Annotated in this window: 12 protein-coding genes; 6 read left to right on the top strand and 6 right to left on the bottom strand. The window is 66.1% G+C overall.

Going from position 1 to position 15,075, the window contains the following annotated elements; all coding sequences use genetic code 11:
* Positions 1-110 precede the first annotated feature (110 nt).
* Entirely contained in the window at positions 111-1,433 is a 1,323-nt protein-coding gene (locus WFP78_RS16350; protein ID WP_336964664.1) for a hemolysin family protein, read from the top strand.
* 192 nt (positions 1,434-1,625) lie between these two features.
* Positions 1,626-2,174 carry a hypothetical protein gene (locus WFP78_RS16345; protein WP_336964662.1) on the top strand — a complete coding sequence of 183 codons (549 nt, stop codon included), beginning with the start codon at positions 1,626-1,628 and terminating at the stop codon, positions 2,172-2,174.
* A gap of 53 nt (positions 2,175-2,227) precedes the next feature.
* Here WFP78_RS16345 and WFP78_RS16340 read toward each other — a convergent pair whose 3' ends face one another.
* From WFP78_RS16340 to purD, 6 genes are all read right to left on the bottom strand, one after another.
* Entirely contained in the window at positions 2,228-3,124 is an 897-nt protein-coding gene (locus tag WFP78_RS16340; RefSeq protein WP_336964784.1) for a phytoene/squalene synthase family protein, read from the bottom strand.
* A gap of 41 nt (positions 3,125-3,165) precedes the next feature.
* A complete protein-coding gene (locus WFP78_RS16335; RefSeq protein WP_336964659.1) occupies positions 3,166-3,747 on the bottom strand; it encodes an LOG family protein in 582 nt (193 codons plus the stop codon).
* Positions 3,744-5,228 (bottom strand): phytoene desaturase, encoded by a 1,485-nt coding sequence (locus WFP78_RS16330; RefSeq protein ID WP_336964656.1) that lies wholly within the window; start codon positions 5,226-5,228, stop codon positions 3,744-3,746. The genes WFP78_RS16335 and WFP78_RS16330 overlap by 4 nt, the downstream gene beginning before the upstream one ends.
* Positions 5,225-6,322 carry a lycopene beta-cyclase CrtY gene (crtY, locus tag WFP78_RS16325; RefSeq protein WP_419722986.1) on the bottom strand — a complete coding sequence of 366 codons (1,098 nt, stop codon included), beginning with the start codon at positions 6,320-6,322 and terminating at the stop codon, positions 5,225-5,227. The genes WFP78_RS16330 and crtY overlap by 4 nt, the downstream gene beginning before the upstream one ends.
* Before the next feature lie 230 nt (positions 6,323-6,552).
* On the bottom strand, positions 6,553-7,170 hold the full coding sequence (locus WFP78_RS16320) for a hypothetical protein (RefSeq protein WP_336964651.1): 618 nt from the start codon (positions 7,168-7,170) through the stop codon (positions 6,553-6,555).
* Positions 7,171-7,336: 166 nt separating this feature from the next.
* Entirely contained in the window at positions 7,337-8,617 is a 1,281-nt protein-coding gene (gene purD / locus WFP78_RS16315; protein WP_336964648.1) for a phosphoribosylamine--glycine ligase, read from the bottom strand.
* A gap of 7 nt (positions 8,618-8,624) precedes the next feature.
* Here purD and xseA point away from each other — a divergent pair, with 7 nt between their 5' ends.
* From xseA to WFP78_RS16295, 4 genes are all read left to right on the top strand, one after another.
* Complete coding sequence (xseA, locus tag WFP78_RS16310) at positions 8,625-10,163, top strand: exodeoxyribonuclease VII large subunit (RefSeq protein WP_336964645.1); 1,539 nt, start codon at positions 8,625-8,627, stop codon at positions 10,161-10,163.
* A 31-nt stretch (positions 10,164-10,194) separates the two neighbouring features.
* On the top strand, positions 10,195-10,419 hold the full coding sequence (locus WFP78_RS16305) for a DUF2093 domain-containing protein (RefSeq protein ID WP_336964642.1): 225 nt from the start codon (positions 10,195-10,197) through the stop codon (positions 10,417-10,419).
* Positions 10,416-11,333, top strand: a complete 918-nt coding sequence (locus WFP78_RS16300) for a M23 family metallopeptidase (RefSeq protein WP_336964639.1) — start codon at positions 10,416-10,418, stop codon at positions 11,331-11,333. The genes WFP78_RS16305 and WFP78_RS16300 overlap by 4 nt, the downstream gene beginning before the upstream one ends.
* Before the next feature lie 413 nt (positions 11,334-11,746).
* Positions 11,747-14,731 carry a TonB-dependent receptor domain-containing protein gene (locus tag WFP78_RS16295; RefSeq protein ID WP_336964636.1) on the top strand — a complete coding sequence of 995 codons (2,985 nt, stop codon included), beginning with the start codon at positions 11,747-11,749 and terminating at the stop codon, positions 14,729-14,731.
* Positions 14,732-15,075 lie beyond the last annotated feature (344 nt).

The raw sequence follows: 15,075 nt of genomic DNA, 5'->3' as shown, positions 1-15,075 counted from the left end.
TCTGCGGCATCAGCGCCCGGCAATCTACTTTGTTCCACATGCGAACTGAACCTTCGATGATCTAGCTGTTGTGAAATCGACAGTTTGACGGCATGAGGGGGAAGACCGCCATGGCCAACCTTCCTTCCCCGCTGAGCCCGCTCTCACCCTTCCCATGGGTGGACCTTATCATCATTCTGGCGCTTGTGACGCTGAATGGTGTCTTTTCGATGTCGGAACTGGCGATCGTTTCCGCCCGCAAGCCGCGCCTTGCCGCGATGGAAAAGGCCGGCAGCCGGGGCGCGCGGGTGGCGCTCAGGCTGGCGGCGGACCCGGGCAAGTTCCTGTCCGCCGTGCAGATCGGCATCACCCTGATCGGCATCGTCGCGGGCGCCTATTCGGGCGCGAGCCTTGGCATGCCGGTCGCGCAGCGGCTGGCGCGGCTGGGGATATCGCCGGAGCTTGCCGGCAATCTCTCGCTCGTCCTCGTCATCGGCCTGACCACCTATGCCTCGCTGGTCGTGGGCGAACTGGTGCCCAAGCAGTTCGCGCTGCGTGCGCCCGAAACCATCGCCGCGCTGGTCGCCCCCGCCATGTCGTGGATCGCGCGGATCACCGCGCCGCTGGTGTGGCTGCTGGACGGCAGCACGGGTCTCATCTTCCGCCTGCTGGGCCTCGCCCGCGAATCGCAGAGCCAGGTGACGGCGGAGGAACTGCACCTGATCGTCGCCGAAGCCAGCAAGTCAGGCATCATCGAGGAAAGCGAGCGCGCGATCATCTCCGGCGTCGTGCGCCTGGCCGACCGCCCGGTGCGCGAGGTGATGACCCAGCGCATGGATGTCGACTGGATCGACGTGAATGCCGATGCCGGGGCGATCCGCGCGCGGCTGCTGGAAACGCCGCACACCCGCCTGCCCGTGGGGCGCGGATCGGTGGAGGATATCATCGGCGTGGTGCAGGCGCGCGACATCATGGCGGCGCTGTTCCGTGGCGAGACGCTGGACCTGACGGCGCTGCTGCGCAGGGCGGAGGTCGTGCCCGATCAGGTCGATGCGATGGACGCGCTGGACGTGCTGCGCCGGTCCGAAGTGCCGATGGTCATGGTGCATGACGAATATGGGCATTTCGAAGGGATCGTGACGCCCGCCGACCTGCTTTCCGCCATCGCCGGCGAATTCGCGTCCGACCGCGCCGATGACGACGAGCCCGACCTGGTGGAGCGCGAGGACGGCAGCCTGCTGGTCTCCGGCCAGATGCCGGTCGACGCGCTGGCCGAACGCATCGGCATCGACCTGTCGGAAGACCGCGATTATGCGACGGTCGCGGGCCATGTGCTCTGGCTGCTCAAGCATCTGCCCGAAGTCGGCGAATATGCCGAGGACCAGGGCTGGCGCTTCGAGATCGTCGACATGGACGGGCGCAAGATCGACAAGCTGCTGCTGAGCGAGCGATAGAGCATGATCCGATCAGATTGAATCGGACCATGCTCTATTTATCTTTTGTTTTCCGCATTTTCCGAGTCGTCAGATGATCCCATCTGACTAGAAAATGCTCTAGGCGGAAGGGCGAGCCGACAGCCCCTTATCCTTTTGTTAACCATGATGGGTTAGCGCTGCGGGCATCCATTGCCTTCAACGGGTGCCGTCATGTCGCTCTTTTCCTACATCAATGCCAACAGCAGCCAGACAAGCAGTTCTTCCGGTTCGCTCAGCCCCCTCTATACGACGACGCTCCAGCAGCTTGCGAGCAGCCAGCAACAGGCGGCGACGACAGCCGCATCGGCGGGGGCATCGTCAGGCAATGGCGTGACCATTTCGGCCGCGGCAACGGTCGCCGCCGCCACGAGCGCCGACGCGAAGAAGGATGCCGCGACGCTCACGTCCGAGATTCGCGATGCGCTCGACCAGCAATATCGGGCGGCAAGCGCGGCGGGCAAGGCAAGCGGCAAGGCCGACCTGACGACGATGAGCCCCCGCGCGCTCTCCATCATCGTCCTGAACGGCGCGGGCACATTCAGCCAGAGCGAGGTGATGGAAGCGAAGGCGGAGATGCGCGGCCGCGACCGTGCGGCGCTGCTGGAGGCGATTGCGACCGACTTCAGCGCCACCTCGCTGGACGCCTATCAGATGCAGCGCGTGGAGAGCTTTGCCGGCATGAGCGATGAGGAACGTGCCGTGCGCTGGACAAAGCTGTAACCTGCCCTTCGTTGTCATGAACCCGACTGAATCTGCCGGATTTGGACAGGGTGTCAGCGGCCCGGCCTGGTCCATAATCCCGGACGGGGCGTGGCCGCCGGCCATGTCCGCGCCCGCCCGATGGCTTGCAGCCCGGCCTTCGCGACCCAGCCCAGCTTGTCCCGCCGGGGAGTGACGACGCGGTCGACCCACGCCCGTTCGCCGCGCCGCGCGACTTCCCGCGCGATATCGCCATAGATGCCCGCCGCGCTCAGCACCGCCCAGGCCGATCGAAAGCCAAGCGCGCCGGTGCCATGGCGGGCGCTCTCCTCATAAGCCGACGCCATGTCGGCGAGGCGCCGTCCAAGCATCGCAAGGGCGGGGCGGGATGCGGGCGCGCCTATCGCATCCGGCGTCAATCCCACGTCCTCAAGCCATGCGGTTGGCAGATAGCATCGCCCGGCTTCCGCATCGTCGCCCACGTCGCGGGCGATATTGGCAAGCTGGAAGGCAAGACCAAGGTCGCAGGCGCGGTCCAGCGTCGCCTCGTCCTCCGGAGGAACGCCCATCACCACCGCCATCATCAGGCCGACGGCGCCCGCGACATGATAGCAATAGCGCAGCAGATCGTCCTGGCTTTGCGGTCGCCAGCCCGCCGCATCCAGCGCGAAGCCTTCGATCAGGTCATGGGCGAAGCGATGGGGCAGGCGGCATTCGGCGGCGACCACGCCCAGCCCGTCAAAGGCCGGATCGCCCGTCGCTCGTCCCGCCAGCGCCGCGTCGGTCAGCGCGCGCATATGGGCAAGGCGCGCCTGCGGATCGCCCACCTGTGCCATCGCGCCGCCATGGTCCTGCCCGTCGGCCAGATCGTCGCAGGCGCGGCACCAGCCATAGAGCAGCCATGCCCGCGCGCGCGTGACCGGATCGAACAGTTTCGAGGCGAGGGCGAAGGATTTTGAGCCCTTCGCGATGCTCTCCCGCGCGTGCGCGACGAGCGCCGCGCGGTCGAAGATCACAGGTTCGACGCCTTCATCCTGAAGATGGTTTCATGCGGCTGATAGGCGGCCATGGCGTCCAGCAGCTGCTCGATGGTCTCGCCGGTGACGAGGATGCCGGCATGCTGGGGGCGGATGAAGCCGACCGCGATCATATGCCGGTTGAAGGCGATCAGCTGGTCGTAGAAGCCCGCGACATTGAGCAGGCCGACCGGCTTTTCATGATAGCCAAGCTGCGCCCAGCTGACCGCTTCCCACAGCTCGTCCATCGTGCCGACGCCGCCGGGCAGGGTGACGAAACCGTCGGACAGGTCGGTGAACATCTGCTTGCGCTGGTGCATGTTGGGGACGACGTGCAGCTGCGTGCAGCCGCGATGCGCGACCTCGGCGCTGACCAGCGCTTCGGGGATGATGCCGATCACCTCGCCGCCCGCCGCCAGCGCCGCGTCCGCCACCGCGCCCATCAGGCCCAGCCGCCCGCCGCCATAGACGACACCGATGCCCCGCGCCGCCAGCGCCCGGCCCACCAGCTTCGCATATTCGACATAGACCGGATCGGCGGGGGTCGCCGAACCGCAATAGACCGCCAGTCGCTTCACCTGCCCATATCCTCCAGCATCAGTTTCGCCGTTGCCTTGGCACTGCCCACCACGCCGGGAATGCCCGCGCCCGGATGCGTGCCCGCGCCCACCAGATACAGGTTGGGGATGACATCGTCGCGATTATGGCCACGGAAATAGGCGCTCTGCGTCAGCAACGGCTCAAGGCTGAAGGCGCTGCCCTTGTGCGCGGCAAGATCGCGCGCGAAATCGGGCGGGGCGTAATGGAATTGCGTGACGATGCGCGAGCGGATGTCGGGGATCAGCCGCCGCTCGATCTCGTCCAGGATGCGGCCCGCATAGGTCGCGCCATAGGCGTCCCAGTCGATCGGCAGCTTGCCCATGTGCGGCACCGGGGCGAGCGCGTAGAAGGTCGAGCAACCCTCCGGCGCCATCGACGGATCGGTGATCGTGGGGTGGTGCAGGTAGAGCGAGAAATCCGCCGGCAGCACGCCATGCTGGTAGATGTCGGTCAACAGCCCCTCATAGCGCGGCCCGAACAGGATCATATGGTGCGGGATGCCCGGCCAGCTGCCCCTGATGCCGAAATGCACGACGAACAGGCTGGGCGACCAGCGCTTCCGCGCCAGCCTTTCGCCCTGCTTCTGCCCGCGCGGATGGTGGGCGAGCAGGTCGCGATAGCTGTGCATCAGGTCGGCGTTGGAAGCGACCATGTCCGCTTCGCCCCGCCAGCCGCTTTTCGTGCGGACGGCGGTGGCGCGGTCGCCGATGGTCTCGATCTGCGCCACCGCGTCGCCCAGCCGCAGCACGCCGCCCAGCCGCTCGAAATGGCGGGCCATGCCGGCGATCAGCTGGTTGGTGCCGCCCCGCGCGAACCACACGCCGCCGTCCTTTTCCAGCTTGTGGATCAGGGCATAGATGGCGCTGGTGCTCATCGGATTGCCGCCGACCAGCAGGCTGTGGAAGGACAGGGCCTCGCGCAGCTTCTCGCTCTTCACGAAGCTGGAGACCATCGAATAGACCGATCGCCACGCCTGATAGCGGGCGAGCGCGGGCGCCGCCTTCACCATCGAGGCGAAGTCGAGGAAGGCGACATGGCCGAGCTTGCGATAGCCCTCTTCATAGACGCCGGCGGCATAGTCGAGGAAGCGTTCATAGCCCGCGACATCGGCGGGATCGAGCTTGGCGATCTCCCGCCGCAGGCCGGCCTCGTCGTTGGAATAGTCGAAATTCGTGCCGTCCGGCCAGTTGAGGCGGTAGAAGGGCGACACCGGCATCAGCGTCACATCCTCCGCCATGTCGTGGCCGGTCAGGCGCCACAGTTCGGACAGGCAGTCGGGATCGGTGATGACGGTCGGGCCGGCGTCGAAGGTGAAGCCCTCCTTGTGCCACACATAGGCGCGGCCGCCGGGGCGATCGCGCGCCTCCACCAGGGTCGTCTGCACGCCGGCGGACTGCAGGCGGATGGCGAGCGCCAGCCCGCCAAAGCCTGCGCCGATGACGATCGCGGTGCGGGTCATCGGGAATCCCTGTTCATAAGTGCGTGCATGGCGGCCCTTATGGGCACCGGGGGGCGGCCGCACAAGATGCGGGCCTTGTCAAAAATGGTCGAGCGGCCGGCATAGAAACGGCCGACAAGCGCGGGCGAAAGGCGATAGAAACGCGCGAAAATCCGCCAGCGCTGGTCCGGGGCGGCGGCACGGAAGAGCATCCGCCCGAGCAGGCGGTAATAGCCCCCGGCGCGCCAATGGCGGGCGGCGCGGGCGCGGCTCCAGCGGGCAAGGGCCGTGCCGTCCATCGGCCAGACCTCTGCGATGGCGCGCGCGAAGGCGGCGGCATCGGGCAGCGAATAGCCGGTCAGCGGGTGAAACAACCCGGCGCGCGTGCCGGCGCGGGCAATGCCGTCCGATCCGGGCCAGAATCGGTCGAAATCGCCGCCATGAACGACTGGGATGATGCCCTGCTCCTCATGGACGATGGCATCCACCCGCCAGCCGCGCGCCTGCGCATAGGCCGCGATGCGGGCGCGAATGGCAGGGGTGTCGAGCGCGCCATCGTCGCTATAATAGGTATCCTCGACGAAGATATCGGTGGCGCTCATGGGCAGCAGGTAGACGAAGCGATAGCCGCCCTGCTGCGCCACATCGGCATCCATGATGACCGGGCGCTCAAGGCCATGGGGGGCGGCGAGGCGAAAGCGCTGGCCGACGAATTTCTGCCAGCCGCAATCGAGCACGGACAGGTCGCCGCCGCCGCGCGCGTCGATCACGGCATGGGCGGTGATGTGGCGCCCGTCCTCCAGCGTCGCACTGTCCGGCGTCAGGGTGGCGACGGGGGCGTCGGTAAGGATGGCGACATTGGCCAATGTCCGCAAATGGGCGTCAAGGCTGGTCGAGGCGATGCTGTTATAGGGCGTGTCGAGCGTGCGCGCGAAGCCGGGGAAGCGCACGACATGCCCCTTGGGCCAGCGATGGGTGACGATCGGCGCGACCAGCTCGGCCTCATCCGGCGCCAGATCGCCGTCGAAGAAGGACCAGAGATGATTGCCGCCGAGCGTCGCGCCCTGTTCGACCAGCAGGATGCGCGCCTGCGGGTGCCGCGCGGTCATCGCCATCGCGATCAGCCCGCCGGAAAGCCCCCCGCCGATGATGGCGAGATCGCAGGCAAAAGAGGCGGGCTGGTCGGTCACGGGAACCGCTTAGAGTATCGTGCGGCAAATGTGGATATCTATCCCCGTTCACCCCCGGACCAGGCTCGGGGCAGGCTCAGCCCGAACGGATCAGATTAGACATTTGACCATCACGGATACTCTAGCGGCAGGCATGCACCGCGGGAGGCGCCGCTTTACAGCTTCCCGTAGCGCGCCTCGAACCCGGCGGTGTCGCCGGCGGCGAGCAGCTTGGCCTGGTCGATCCACTGGTCGCGCACGGGGCGGCCCTTGAAATTGCCCAGTTTGTCGTCGACCGCGGCGATGTCCGCATTGGTCCAGGCGGCGATCTGGGCAAAGCTGGTCACGCCGAGCGTCCCCAGCAAGGTGGCGAGCTTGGGGCCGACGCCCTTCAGCAGCAGCAGATTGTCGGCGCCGCCCAAGGGCGCGGGTGCCGCAGGGGCTGGAACCGGCGCAGGTGCTGGTACGGGTGCAGGTTCAGGGGCGGGCGTGGGCGCTTCCGGCACGGCGGCGACGGCTGGCGACGCCGGGATCTGGACGCTTTCCACCGGCGCGGCAGGCGGCAGGTCGGCGAGTGGTTCGGGCGCTGGCGGTGAGGCGGGCGGCGTGGGCGGCACTGCCTTCACCACCGGGGGAATGGCGACGGGCGGGGATGGTGGCGCGGCCTCGACGGGCTTTGTGTCGACCGGCGCTGCCGCATCGCGCTTGCGCCCGGTCAGCAGGAACATGACGACGATCACCACCAGCAGGGCGATCAGCAGCCACAGGCCATATTCGGCGAAAAATTCGGACATGTGCATGCTCTCCCTTGATGCTGGCCCTTGATACTGGCTTGATATTGGGGCCGCTTCGGGCGGCGTCAAATCGTGATGATAGCGATGAACGCGGATCAGTCCACCTGGAGCGATGTCTTATCAGATGATTCCATCTGACGACTTGCAAACCGCTTAGGCTTCGCGCTTATCCTTCCGTTTCGCGCGCCACCTCGCGCCAGCCGATGTCGCGGCGGCAGAAACCGGTGGGGAAGGCGATGGCATCGACCGCGCGATAGGCGGCGGCCTGCGCCTGCGTCACATTGCTGCCGGTCGCAGTGACGTTGAGCACGCGCCCGCCATTGGCGACCAGTGTGCCGTCCTTCGTCGCGGTGCCGGCGTGGAAGACGCGGGCGCCGGTGGTTTCCGCCGTGTCGATGCCGCCGATCGTGCCGCCCTTTTCCGGCGTGCCGGGATAGCCCTTCGCCGCCATGACGATGGTGATCGCGGTATCGTCCGACAGTCGCACCGGGCCGTGATCGGCCAGTTCGCCTTTCGCCACCGCCAGCAGCAGCGCGGCCAGATCGTTCTCCAGCCGCATCATCAGCACCTGGCATTCCGGGTCGCCGAAGCGGGCATTATATTCGATCAGCTTGGGGCCGGTCCCGGTCAGCATCAGCCCGGCATAGAGCACACCGCTATAGGGCATGCCTTCCGCCGCCATGGTGGCGACGGTTGGCCGGATGATTTCTGCCATCACTCGCGCTTCGAGGGCGGCGGTCAGCACCGGGGCGGGGCTGTAGGCGCCCATGCCGCCGGTATTGGGGCCGGTGTCGCCATCGCCGACGCGCTTATGATCCTGCGCCGAGCCGAAGGGGATGATCGCGCTGCCATCGGTCAGGGCGAAGAAGCTTGCTTCCTCGCCGGTCATAAACTCTTCCAGCACCACTTCCGCGCCCGCCGCGCCGAAGCCGCCGGAGAACATGTCGGCGATAGCGGCCTCCGCCTCAGCGCGGGTCATGGCGATGATGACACCCTTGCCCGCGGCAAGACCATCGGCCTTGATGACGACGGGCAGTGGGAAACGGTCGAGCGCGGCGAGGGCGTCGGCGGCGCTGGTCGTGCGCACATAGCCGGCGGTGGGGATGTTCGCCCGCGCGCACAGATCCTTGGTGAAGCCCTTGGAGCCTTCCAGTTGCGCGGCCGCCTGCGACGGGCCGAACACGGGCACGCCGGCCGCGCGCAGGCTGTCGCCAAGCCCGTCGACCAGCGGCGCTTCCGGGCCGATGACGACAAGGCCGATCGCATGGTCCGCGCAGAAAGCCGTCACCGCGGCATGATCCGTCGCGTCGAGGTCGACCAGGCTTGCATGCTGGGCTATGCCGGGATTACCCGGTGCGGCATAGAGCGTCTGCGTCAGCGGAGATTGCGCCAGCTTCCACGCCAGCGCATGTTCGCGCCCGCCGCCGCCCAGCAGAAGGATGTTCATCAACGTCATGTCCCCGACCAGTGGTTTCCCGGATTATAATGACGGCACGGACCCGTCGGGGCGCCTGTTAGCCGAGGAAACCCCCGGCGACAACGCGCCGCCGCTGACGGTGAGCGAATTGTCCGGCCTGCTCAAGCGCACGGTGGAGGATCGCTTCGGCCATGTGAAGCTGCGCGGCGAGATTTCCGGGTTCAAGCGGGCGGCGTCCGGCCATGTCTATCTGGCGCTGAAGGACGACAATGCCGTGATCGACGGCGTGATGTGGAAGGGCGGCGCGCAGCGGCTCGCCTTCGCCGCGCAGGACGGGGTGGAGGTGATCGCCACCGGCCGCCTCACCACCTATCCGGGCCGTTCCAAATATCAGATCATCATCGAGCGGATGGAATTGGCCGGCGAAGGCGCGCTGATGGCGCTGCTGGAAAAGCTCAAGCGCCAGTTGGGTGCCGAGGGGCTGTTCGATCCCGCGCGCAAGGTGCCGTTGCCGTTCCTGCCGAAAGTGATCGGCGTGGTGACGTCCCCGACCGGCGCGGTCATCCGCGACATCCTGCACCGGCTGGAGGATCGCTGCCCGACCCATGTGCTCGTCTGGCCGGTGCTGGTGCAGGGCGAGGGCGCGGCGGCGCAGGTGGCCGCCGCCGTGCGCGGTTTCGATGCGATCCGGCCCGGCGGCCCGGTGCCGCGCCCCGATCTGGTGATCGTGGCGCGCGGCGGCGGCTCGATCGAGGATCTGTGGGCCTTTAACGAAGAAGTCGTGGTGCGCGCGGTCGCCGCCTGTTCCATCCCGATCATCTCGGCCGTGGGGCATGAGACGGACACGACCCTGTGCGATTATGCCGCCGACATCCGCGCGCCCACGCCGACCGCCGCCGCCGAAATGGCGGTGCCGGTGCGGGCCGAGCTGATGGCATTCCTGACTGAACAGGGGCTGCGCATGGGGCGGGCGAGCCGGCGCGGCATTGCGCAGGCGCGCGAGCGTCTGGACATGCAGTTGCGCCTGATGCCGCCGCCCGACCGGCTGCTGGCGCCGCAGCGGCAGCGCGCCGACGATCTGGGCGAAAGGCTGGCGCGGGGGCTGCGGCACCGGCTGGCCGATGCGGGCCGTGCGCTCGCGGTGGCCTCCGGCGCCTTGCGTCCCGCGCTTCTGGCGCAGCGCGTGTCGCGGGAACGGCAGCGGCTGGAGAGTGCCCGGCTGCGGCCCGAATTGCTGACCCGCGCGCTTGCCAATGCCCGCACGACGCTGGAGCAATTGTCGCGCCTCGCCATCTCGCTCAATCCCGATGCACCGCTGACGCGTGGCTTTGCGCGGGTGATGGCGGGCGACCGGCTGGTCCGATCGACCGGCGAGGCGCGTGCCGCGGGCCACTTCACGCTCACCTTCGCGGATGGCAGCGTGCCGGCGGCGATTGCGGGGCAGGGTGCCCCTCCCGCCAGCCCGGCGCCCCTTGAGCAGGATGCCGCAGTGGATATATCTTCGTCCCCGAAGGCCGCGCGCAAGCTGCGGCCCGAAGACATGCGAGAGACGCGGCAGCAGGATCTGTTCTCCTGATGCGCCGCGACCGAACCGGGAATGCATTGCCATGCTGATGTCCAACCATGATCGCCCCGCCAGGCTGCACTATATGGCCTACAGCTTCCGCGTGCTGTCGCCTGGCGACCATGTGCTGTGCGCGGTGACGGGCGCCAAGATCGCGCTGGAGGACCTGCGTTACTGGAGTATCGCCCGGCAGGAGGCCTATGCGAGCGCGGCGCTCTCCACCGAGGCGGAGTTGAAGGACAGGGCGAGGCGCGGCATCCCCGCATGAGTGGCTTCACGCGTTGCTGGCTGTTCGCGGCATCGATCACGCCGCTGCTGGCCGCTTGTGCCGCGGTGCCGCAGGCGGACGCGCCGGTCGCTGCTGCGCCGCCTTCGATCCGGACCGTGCCCGAACGGCGCATCACGCAGGAGCCGGTGCAGGCGCGCTTCGCCCTGGAGGGTGCGCCGACCCAGGGCGGTATGCTGGTCGGCACGGCACCATCCGGCACGGCGACGCTGACGCTCAACGGCCAGTCGGTGCCGGTCGAAGCCGATGGCCGCTTCCTCATCGCGTTCGACCGGGATGCGCCGCCCGTCGCAACGCTGGTTGCGCAGTTGAAGGATGGCCGGTCCGTGCCCCTGGCGCTGACCGTGGCGCCGCGCGCCTGGCGGATCGAGCGGATCAACGCGCCGCTGCGCCCGACGCGGGACACCGAGGCCTTCCTGGCGCTCCGCAAGCCCGAACTGGAAAGGATTGCGGCCGCGCGCCTGGCAAAGACCGACAGCGAGGGCTGGCGCCAACGCTTCGCCTGGCCGCGCACGGGGCGCATTTCCGGCCTTTTCGGGGCGCAGCGCATCTATCAGGGGCAGGCGGGCGCCTATCATGGCGGGGTGGATATCGCCGCCGCAACGGGCGATGCGGTGCTGGCGCCGGCCGACGGCGTTGTCGTGCTGGCGGCGGACCATCCCTTCACCCTGGAAGGCAATCTGCTGATGATCGATCATGGCGCCGGGCTCAATAGCGCCTTCCTGCACCTGTCGCGCATCGACGTGCGGGAGGGGCAGCATGTGGTGAAGGGGCAGCAGATCGGCGCGGTTGGAGCGACCGGCCGGGCCACCGGGCCGCATCTCCACTGGGCGATGAAATGGCACGATGCGCGGATCGATCCGCTGCTGGTGGCGGGGCCGATGCCGGGCAGCTGATCTGCAGGCGTGGGGCGCCGGGCCGCGATTTCACGATTTAATGACCGCCCGATGACCGCCCGAAGTCCGATCGGGCAGGAAGATTTCGTTACTTTCTTCCTGCGTCGCGGCAAAGCGGGATCAATCATATTGCGCTCTTGCCACAGACTGAAACAATGTTGCCAAATGCTGCGATTTGGCACCTATGTGACGGCCTGTTGCATAATTACTACATCTCATCTCAAAAGCGGAAATGCCCGCTTTGCCGTGCTTTACACCTGTCTGACCGCCGCGCAGACTGAGGGCAGCCCGTGCATAGGGGTTGCTGTCGGGCAACGCGGGTCTGTCGGGAAATCGGCGACCTCACCCCTTTGCGCGTTAGCATGAAACAGGGGGCCTGAACGGGCCCTTACTCCAGAGCAAGGGACTGGATAGTGAAGAATATCTCGAAAATCGGACTGCGCGGCAGCGCAGCATTGCAGACGCTTGCGCTGGTCGGCGCTGGCTTTACGGCCTTCTCCGCCCCGGCGTTTGCGCAGGAGCCTCAGGCTGCCGCCACCGGCAATGACGATGTCATCGTCGTCACCGGCTCGATCCTGCGTCAGGCGGACAAGATTACCGTGTCCCCCGTGACCACCGTCACCAGCGAATCGCTTGACAAGCGCGGCGTGTCGACCGTGCAGGACGCGATCCAGACGCTGGCGGCGAACAACGGTCCGGCACTGACCAACAGCTTCTCGGCGAACGGTGCGTTCGCGGCGGGTGCTTCGGCGGTCTCGCTGCGTGGCCTGTCGACCAGTTCGACCCTGGTGCTCTTCGACGGCCTGCGTGCAGCTTATTATCCGCTGGCTGACGACGGTTCGCGCAACTTCGTCGACCTCAACACCATCCCCGACGACATCGTCGAGCGGATCGATGTGCTGCGTGACGGCGCTTCGTCGGCTTACGGCGCCGACGCGATCGCCGGCGTGGTCAACATCATCACCAAGAAGCAGGTCACTGGCATCAGCGGCCGCGCCGAAGGAGGCGTTTCCAGCCGCGGCGATGGCCAGCAGTATCGTCTGTCGATGACTGCGGGCATGGGCGACCTCGATGAGGACGGCTACAACGCCTATATCAGCGGCTTCTACTATCAGTCGAAGATGGTGAAAAACAGCCAGCGTGGCTATCCGTACAATTCGGACGACCTGCGCAACGTGTGTAACGACGGCACCTGCGGCGGCAACGGCGTAATCAATGGTTCGAACGACGGCAGTGCCTTCGCGCTTGGCACGGCTGCCAACTTCATGGTCCGTCCCTATGACGCGACCAACACGACGGCGCTGGGAACGTATCAGAATCTGGGCAGCAACTGCGGCGTGGGCACGGCCTACACGCTCACCGCGGCCGAACGTGCAGCCGCACCGACGGCGCCGGGCACTGTCTGCCAGTATGACTACACCAAGCTGTACGGCGTGATTCAGCCGAACATCCAGCGTTGGGGCGCATCGGCCAAGTTCACCGGCCGCATCAATGACTCGCTGGAAGCCTATGCTGAGTTCAACTTCATGCAGAGCAAGGTGGATTATACCGGCGATCCGGCGGCCATTCGCGCCGTGGCGCCGACCGGCATCTACTATCCACAGTACAGCACGTCTGATGGCGCCGCAAACCGTGCTCCGGGTTCGGCCATCCTGACCTTGCCGATCTATGTCTGCCCCGAGCGCGTCAACTGCGCGACCTCGGCCAACCGCACCCTCAACCCGAACAACCCGTTTGCGGCTCAGGGGCAGGTGGCACGTCTCATTGGTCGTGACATCAACAATGTCACCAACAACGAGACCCGCAACCGTGCCTATCGCGCGGCCTTCGGCCTCAGCGGTTCGCTCAGCGACAAGATCACCATCGACATTGGCGCAACCGCGATGCATGACGAACTGCGTCGTAAGTCGGACGGCTATGTCTACATCCAGCACCTGCTGGACGTGATCGCAGACGGCACCTACAATTTCGTCAATCCGGCTGCGACGCCGCAGTCGGTTCTCGACTACCTGATGCCGACCAACATCACCAACGCAACGTCCGATCAGTATCAGCTCCAGGCCAACCTGGGCGTCGAGCTGATGGACCTGCCCGGTGGCCCGCTGCAGCTGGGTGTCGGTGGCTCGATCCGTTATGAAGCCGTGGATTCGCCCAGCGGGAACTCGGACATCAACGGCCCGACCCAGCGTTACTTCACGCTGAACGCATTCGGCACCAAGGGCAGCCGCACCATCTACTCGACCTATGCCGAGTTGAAGGCGCCGATCCTTGAGCAGGTGGAACTGAGCGCTGCTGGCCGCTACGACAAATATTCCAGCGGTCAGGATGCCTTCTCTCCGAAGGTTGGCGTGAAGTTCACGCCGATCCGTCAGGTCGTGCTGCGCGGCACCTACTCGAAGGGCTTCCGTATCCCGTCCTTCGCGGAAGCTAATGCGTTGCCGACCACAGGCTATGTGGCCAACACCGCGACGCTGTTCAACAACACCTATCTCGCGCAATATGGCGCTGGCTGCTCGGTGACGACCTTCTCGGCATGCCCCACCTACATTCGCAGTGGTTCCTATGGCTCGACCACTCTGGCCAGTCCGAACCTGAAGCCCGAGAAGTCGCGCAGCTTCACGGCCGGTATCTTCGTTGAGCCGTTGCCGAACGTGTCGTTCTCGGTCGACTATTACAACATCAAGAAGACCGGGGCGATCACCTCGCCCAGCAACGCGCCGGCGCTGGCGGCATATTATTCCGGGCAGGCCATTCCGGCCGGCTACACGGTGATCGCGGATGCGCCTGATCCGAACAATCCCACGGCCACGCCGCGGGTTGCGTTCGTTCAGTCGCAGTTGATCAACGCCGACACGATCAAGGTCAGCGGTCTGGATTTCCAGGTCGATGCAAGCTTTGACATCACCGATAACATCAAGTGGACGACGAACGCGACCGCCAGCTACATCATCAAGCTGGAAACCGTGTTCCCCGATGGGACCAGCGAGCGCTATGATGGCACGCTGGGTAACTTCAACCTGACGGCCGGCAACGGTACGCAGAAGTGGAAGGGCACCTGGACCAATACGCTCGACTTCGGCAAGGTCCAGTTGAACGGCACCCTGAACTATTTCGACGGTTATGACCTGTCGGCGATGGATCAGGGCACCGATTACAAGGATTGCGGCCTCTCCGATGGCAGCGTGCCTTGTAAGGTTGATGCGTACATCACGTTCGACATGACGGGCCAGGTGAAGATCAATGACAAGTTCACCTTCTACGCGAGCGTTCTGAACATGTTCAACGATATGCCGCCGCTTGATCCGGTGACCTATGGCGCCCACCTGTACAACGCTGTGCAGGGCGGCACCGGTATTCTGGGTCGTTACTTCAAGGCCGGCGTGAAGTTCGGCTTCTGATCCGATCGATCGGAACATGACATTGGGAGGCGGCACCGGAAGGTGTCGCCTCTTTTTGTTTGTCCGGCATTTGGTGGGCGCTTGCCGTGCTTCGCCCGCTTACGCAATAGCGGACAGGATATGCCGGGTTGCGGTTCCACAGGCAGAAGTCCTGCGTGGAACGTCTGTCTTGCAAGGGCATGGGTAGTGGAAAGCCCGTCGTTTTCAGGCTTTCAGCGCCAACGGTGGACGCGGGCGAGGCGCCGGAGAAGGCCCACCAACGCCGCGCTGAGCCAGCCGCCCAGAATGACGATGGCTATCTGTCCCTGCATTCCGCAGCCCCTCGCCTAAGCCTAAGAATGCCA

Origin of the sequence: Sphingobium aquiterrae (genome assembly GCF_037154135.1) — a bacterium.
In the GTDB taxonomy this organism is placed as follows: domain Bacteria; phylum Pseudomonadota; class Alphaproteobacteria; order Sphingomonadales; family Sphingomonadaceae; genus Sphingobium; species Sphingobium aquiterrae.
The sequence above is the reverse complement of the archived record's forward strand: the minus strand, read 5'-3'. Positions and strand labels throughout refer to the sequence as shown.

Coding starts and splice junctions, on each gene's coding strand:
- WFP78_RS16350 (WP_336964664.1), top strand. CDS start 111: ATGGCCAACCTTCCTTCCCCGCTGAGCCCGCTCTCACCCTTCCCATGG.
- WFP78_RS16345 (WP_336964662.1), top strand. CDS start 1,626: ATGTCGCTCTTTTCCTACATCAATGCCAACAGCAGCCAGACAAGCAGT.
- WFP78_RS16330 (WP_336964656.1), bottom strand. CDS start 5,228: ATGACCCGCACCGCGATCGTCATCGGCGCAGGCTTTGGCGGGCTGGCG.
- crtY (WP_419722986.1), bottom strand. CDS start 6,322: ATGGCGATGACCGCGCGGCACCCGCAGGCGCGCATCCTGCTGGTCGAA.
- WFP78_RS16320 (WP_336964651.1), bottom strand. CDS start 7,170: ATGTCCGAATTTTTCGCCGAATATGGCCTGTGGCTGCTGATCGCCCTG.
- purD (WP_336964648.1), bottom strand. CDS start 8,617: ATGAACATCCTTCTGCTGGGCGGCGGCGGGCGCGAACATGCGCTGGCG.
- xseA (WP_336964645.1), top strand. CDS start 8,625: ATGTCCCCGACCAGTGGTTTCCCGGATTATAATGACGGCACGGACCCG.
- WFP78_RS16305 (WP_336964642.1), top strand. CDS start 10,195: ATGCTGATGTCCAACCATGATCGCCCCGCCAGGCTGCACTATATGGCC.
- WFP78_RS16300 (WP_336964639.1), top strand. CDS start 10,416: ATGAGTGGCTTCACGCGTTGCTGGCTGTTCGCGGCATCGATCACGCCG.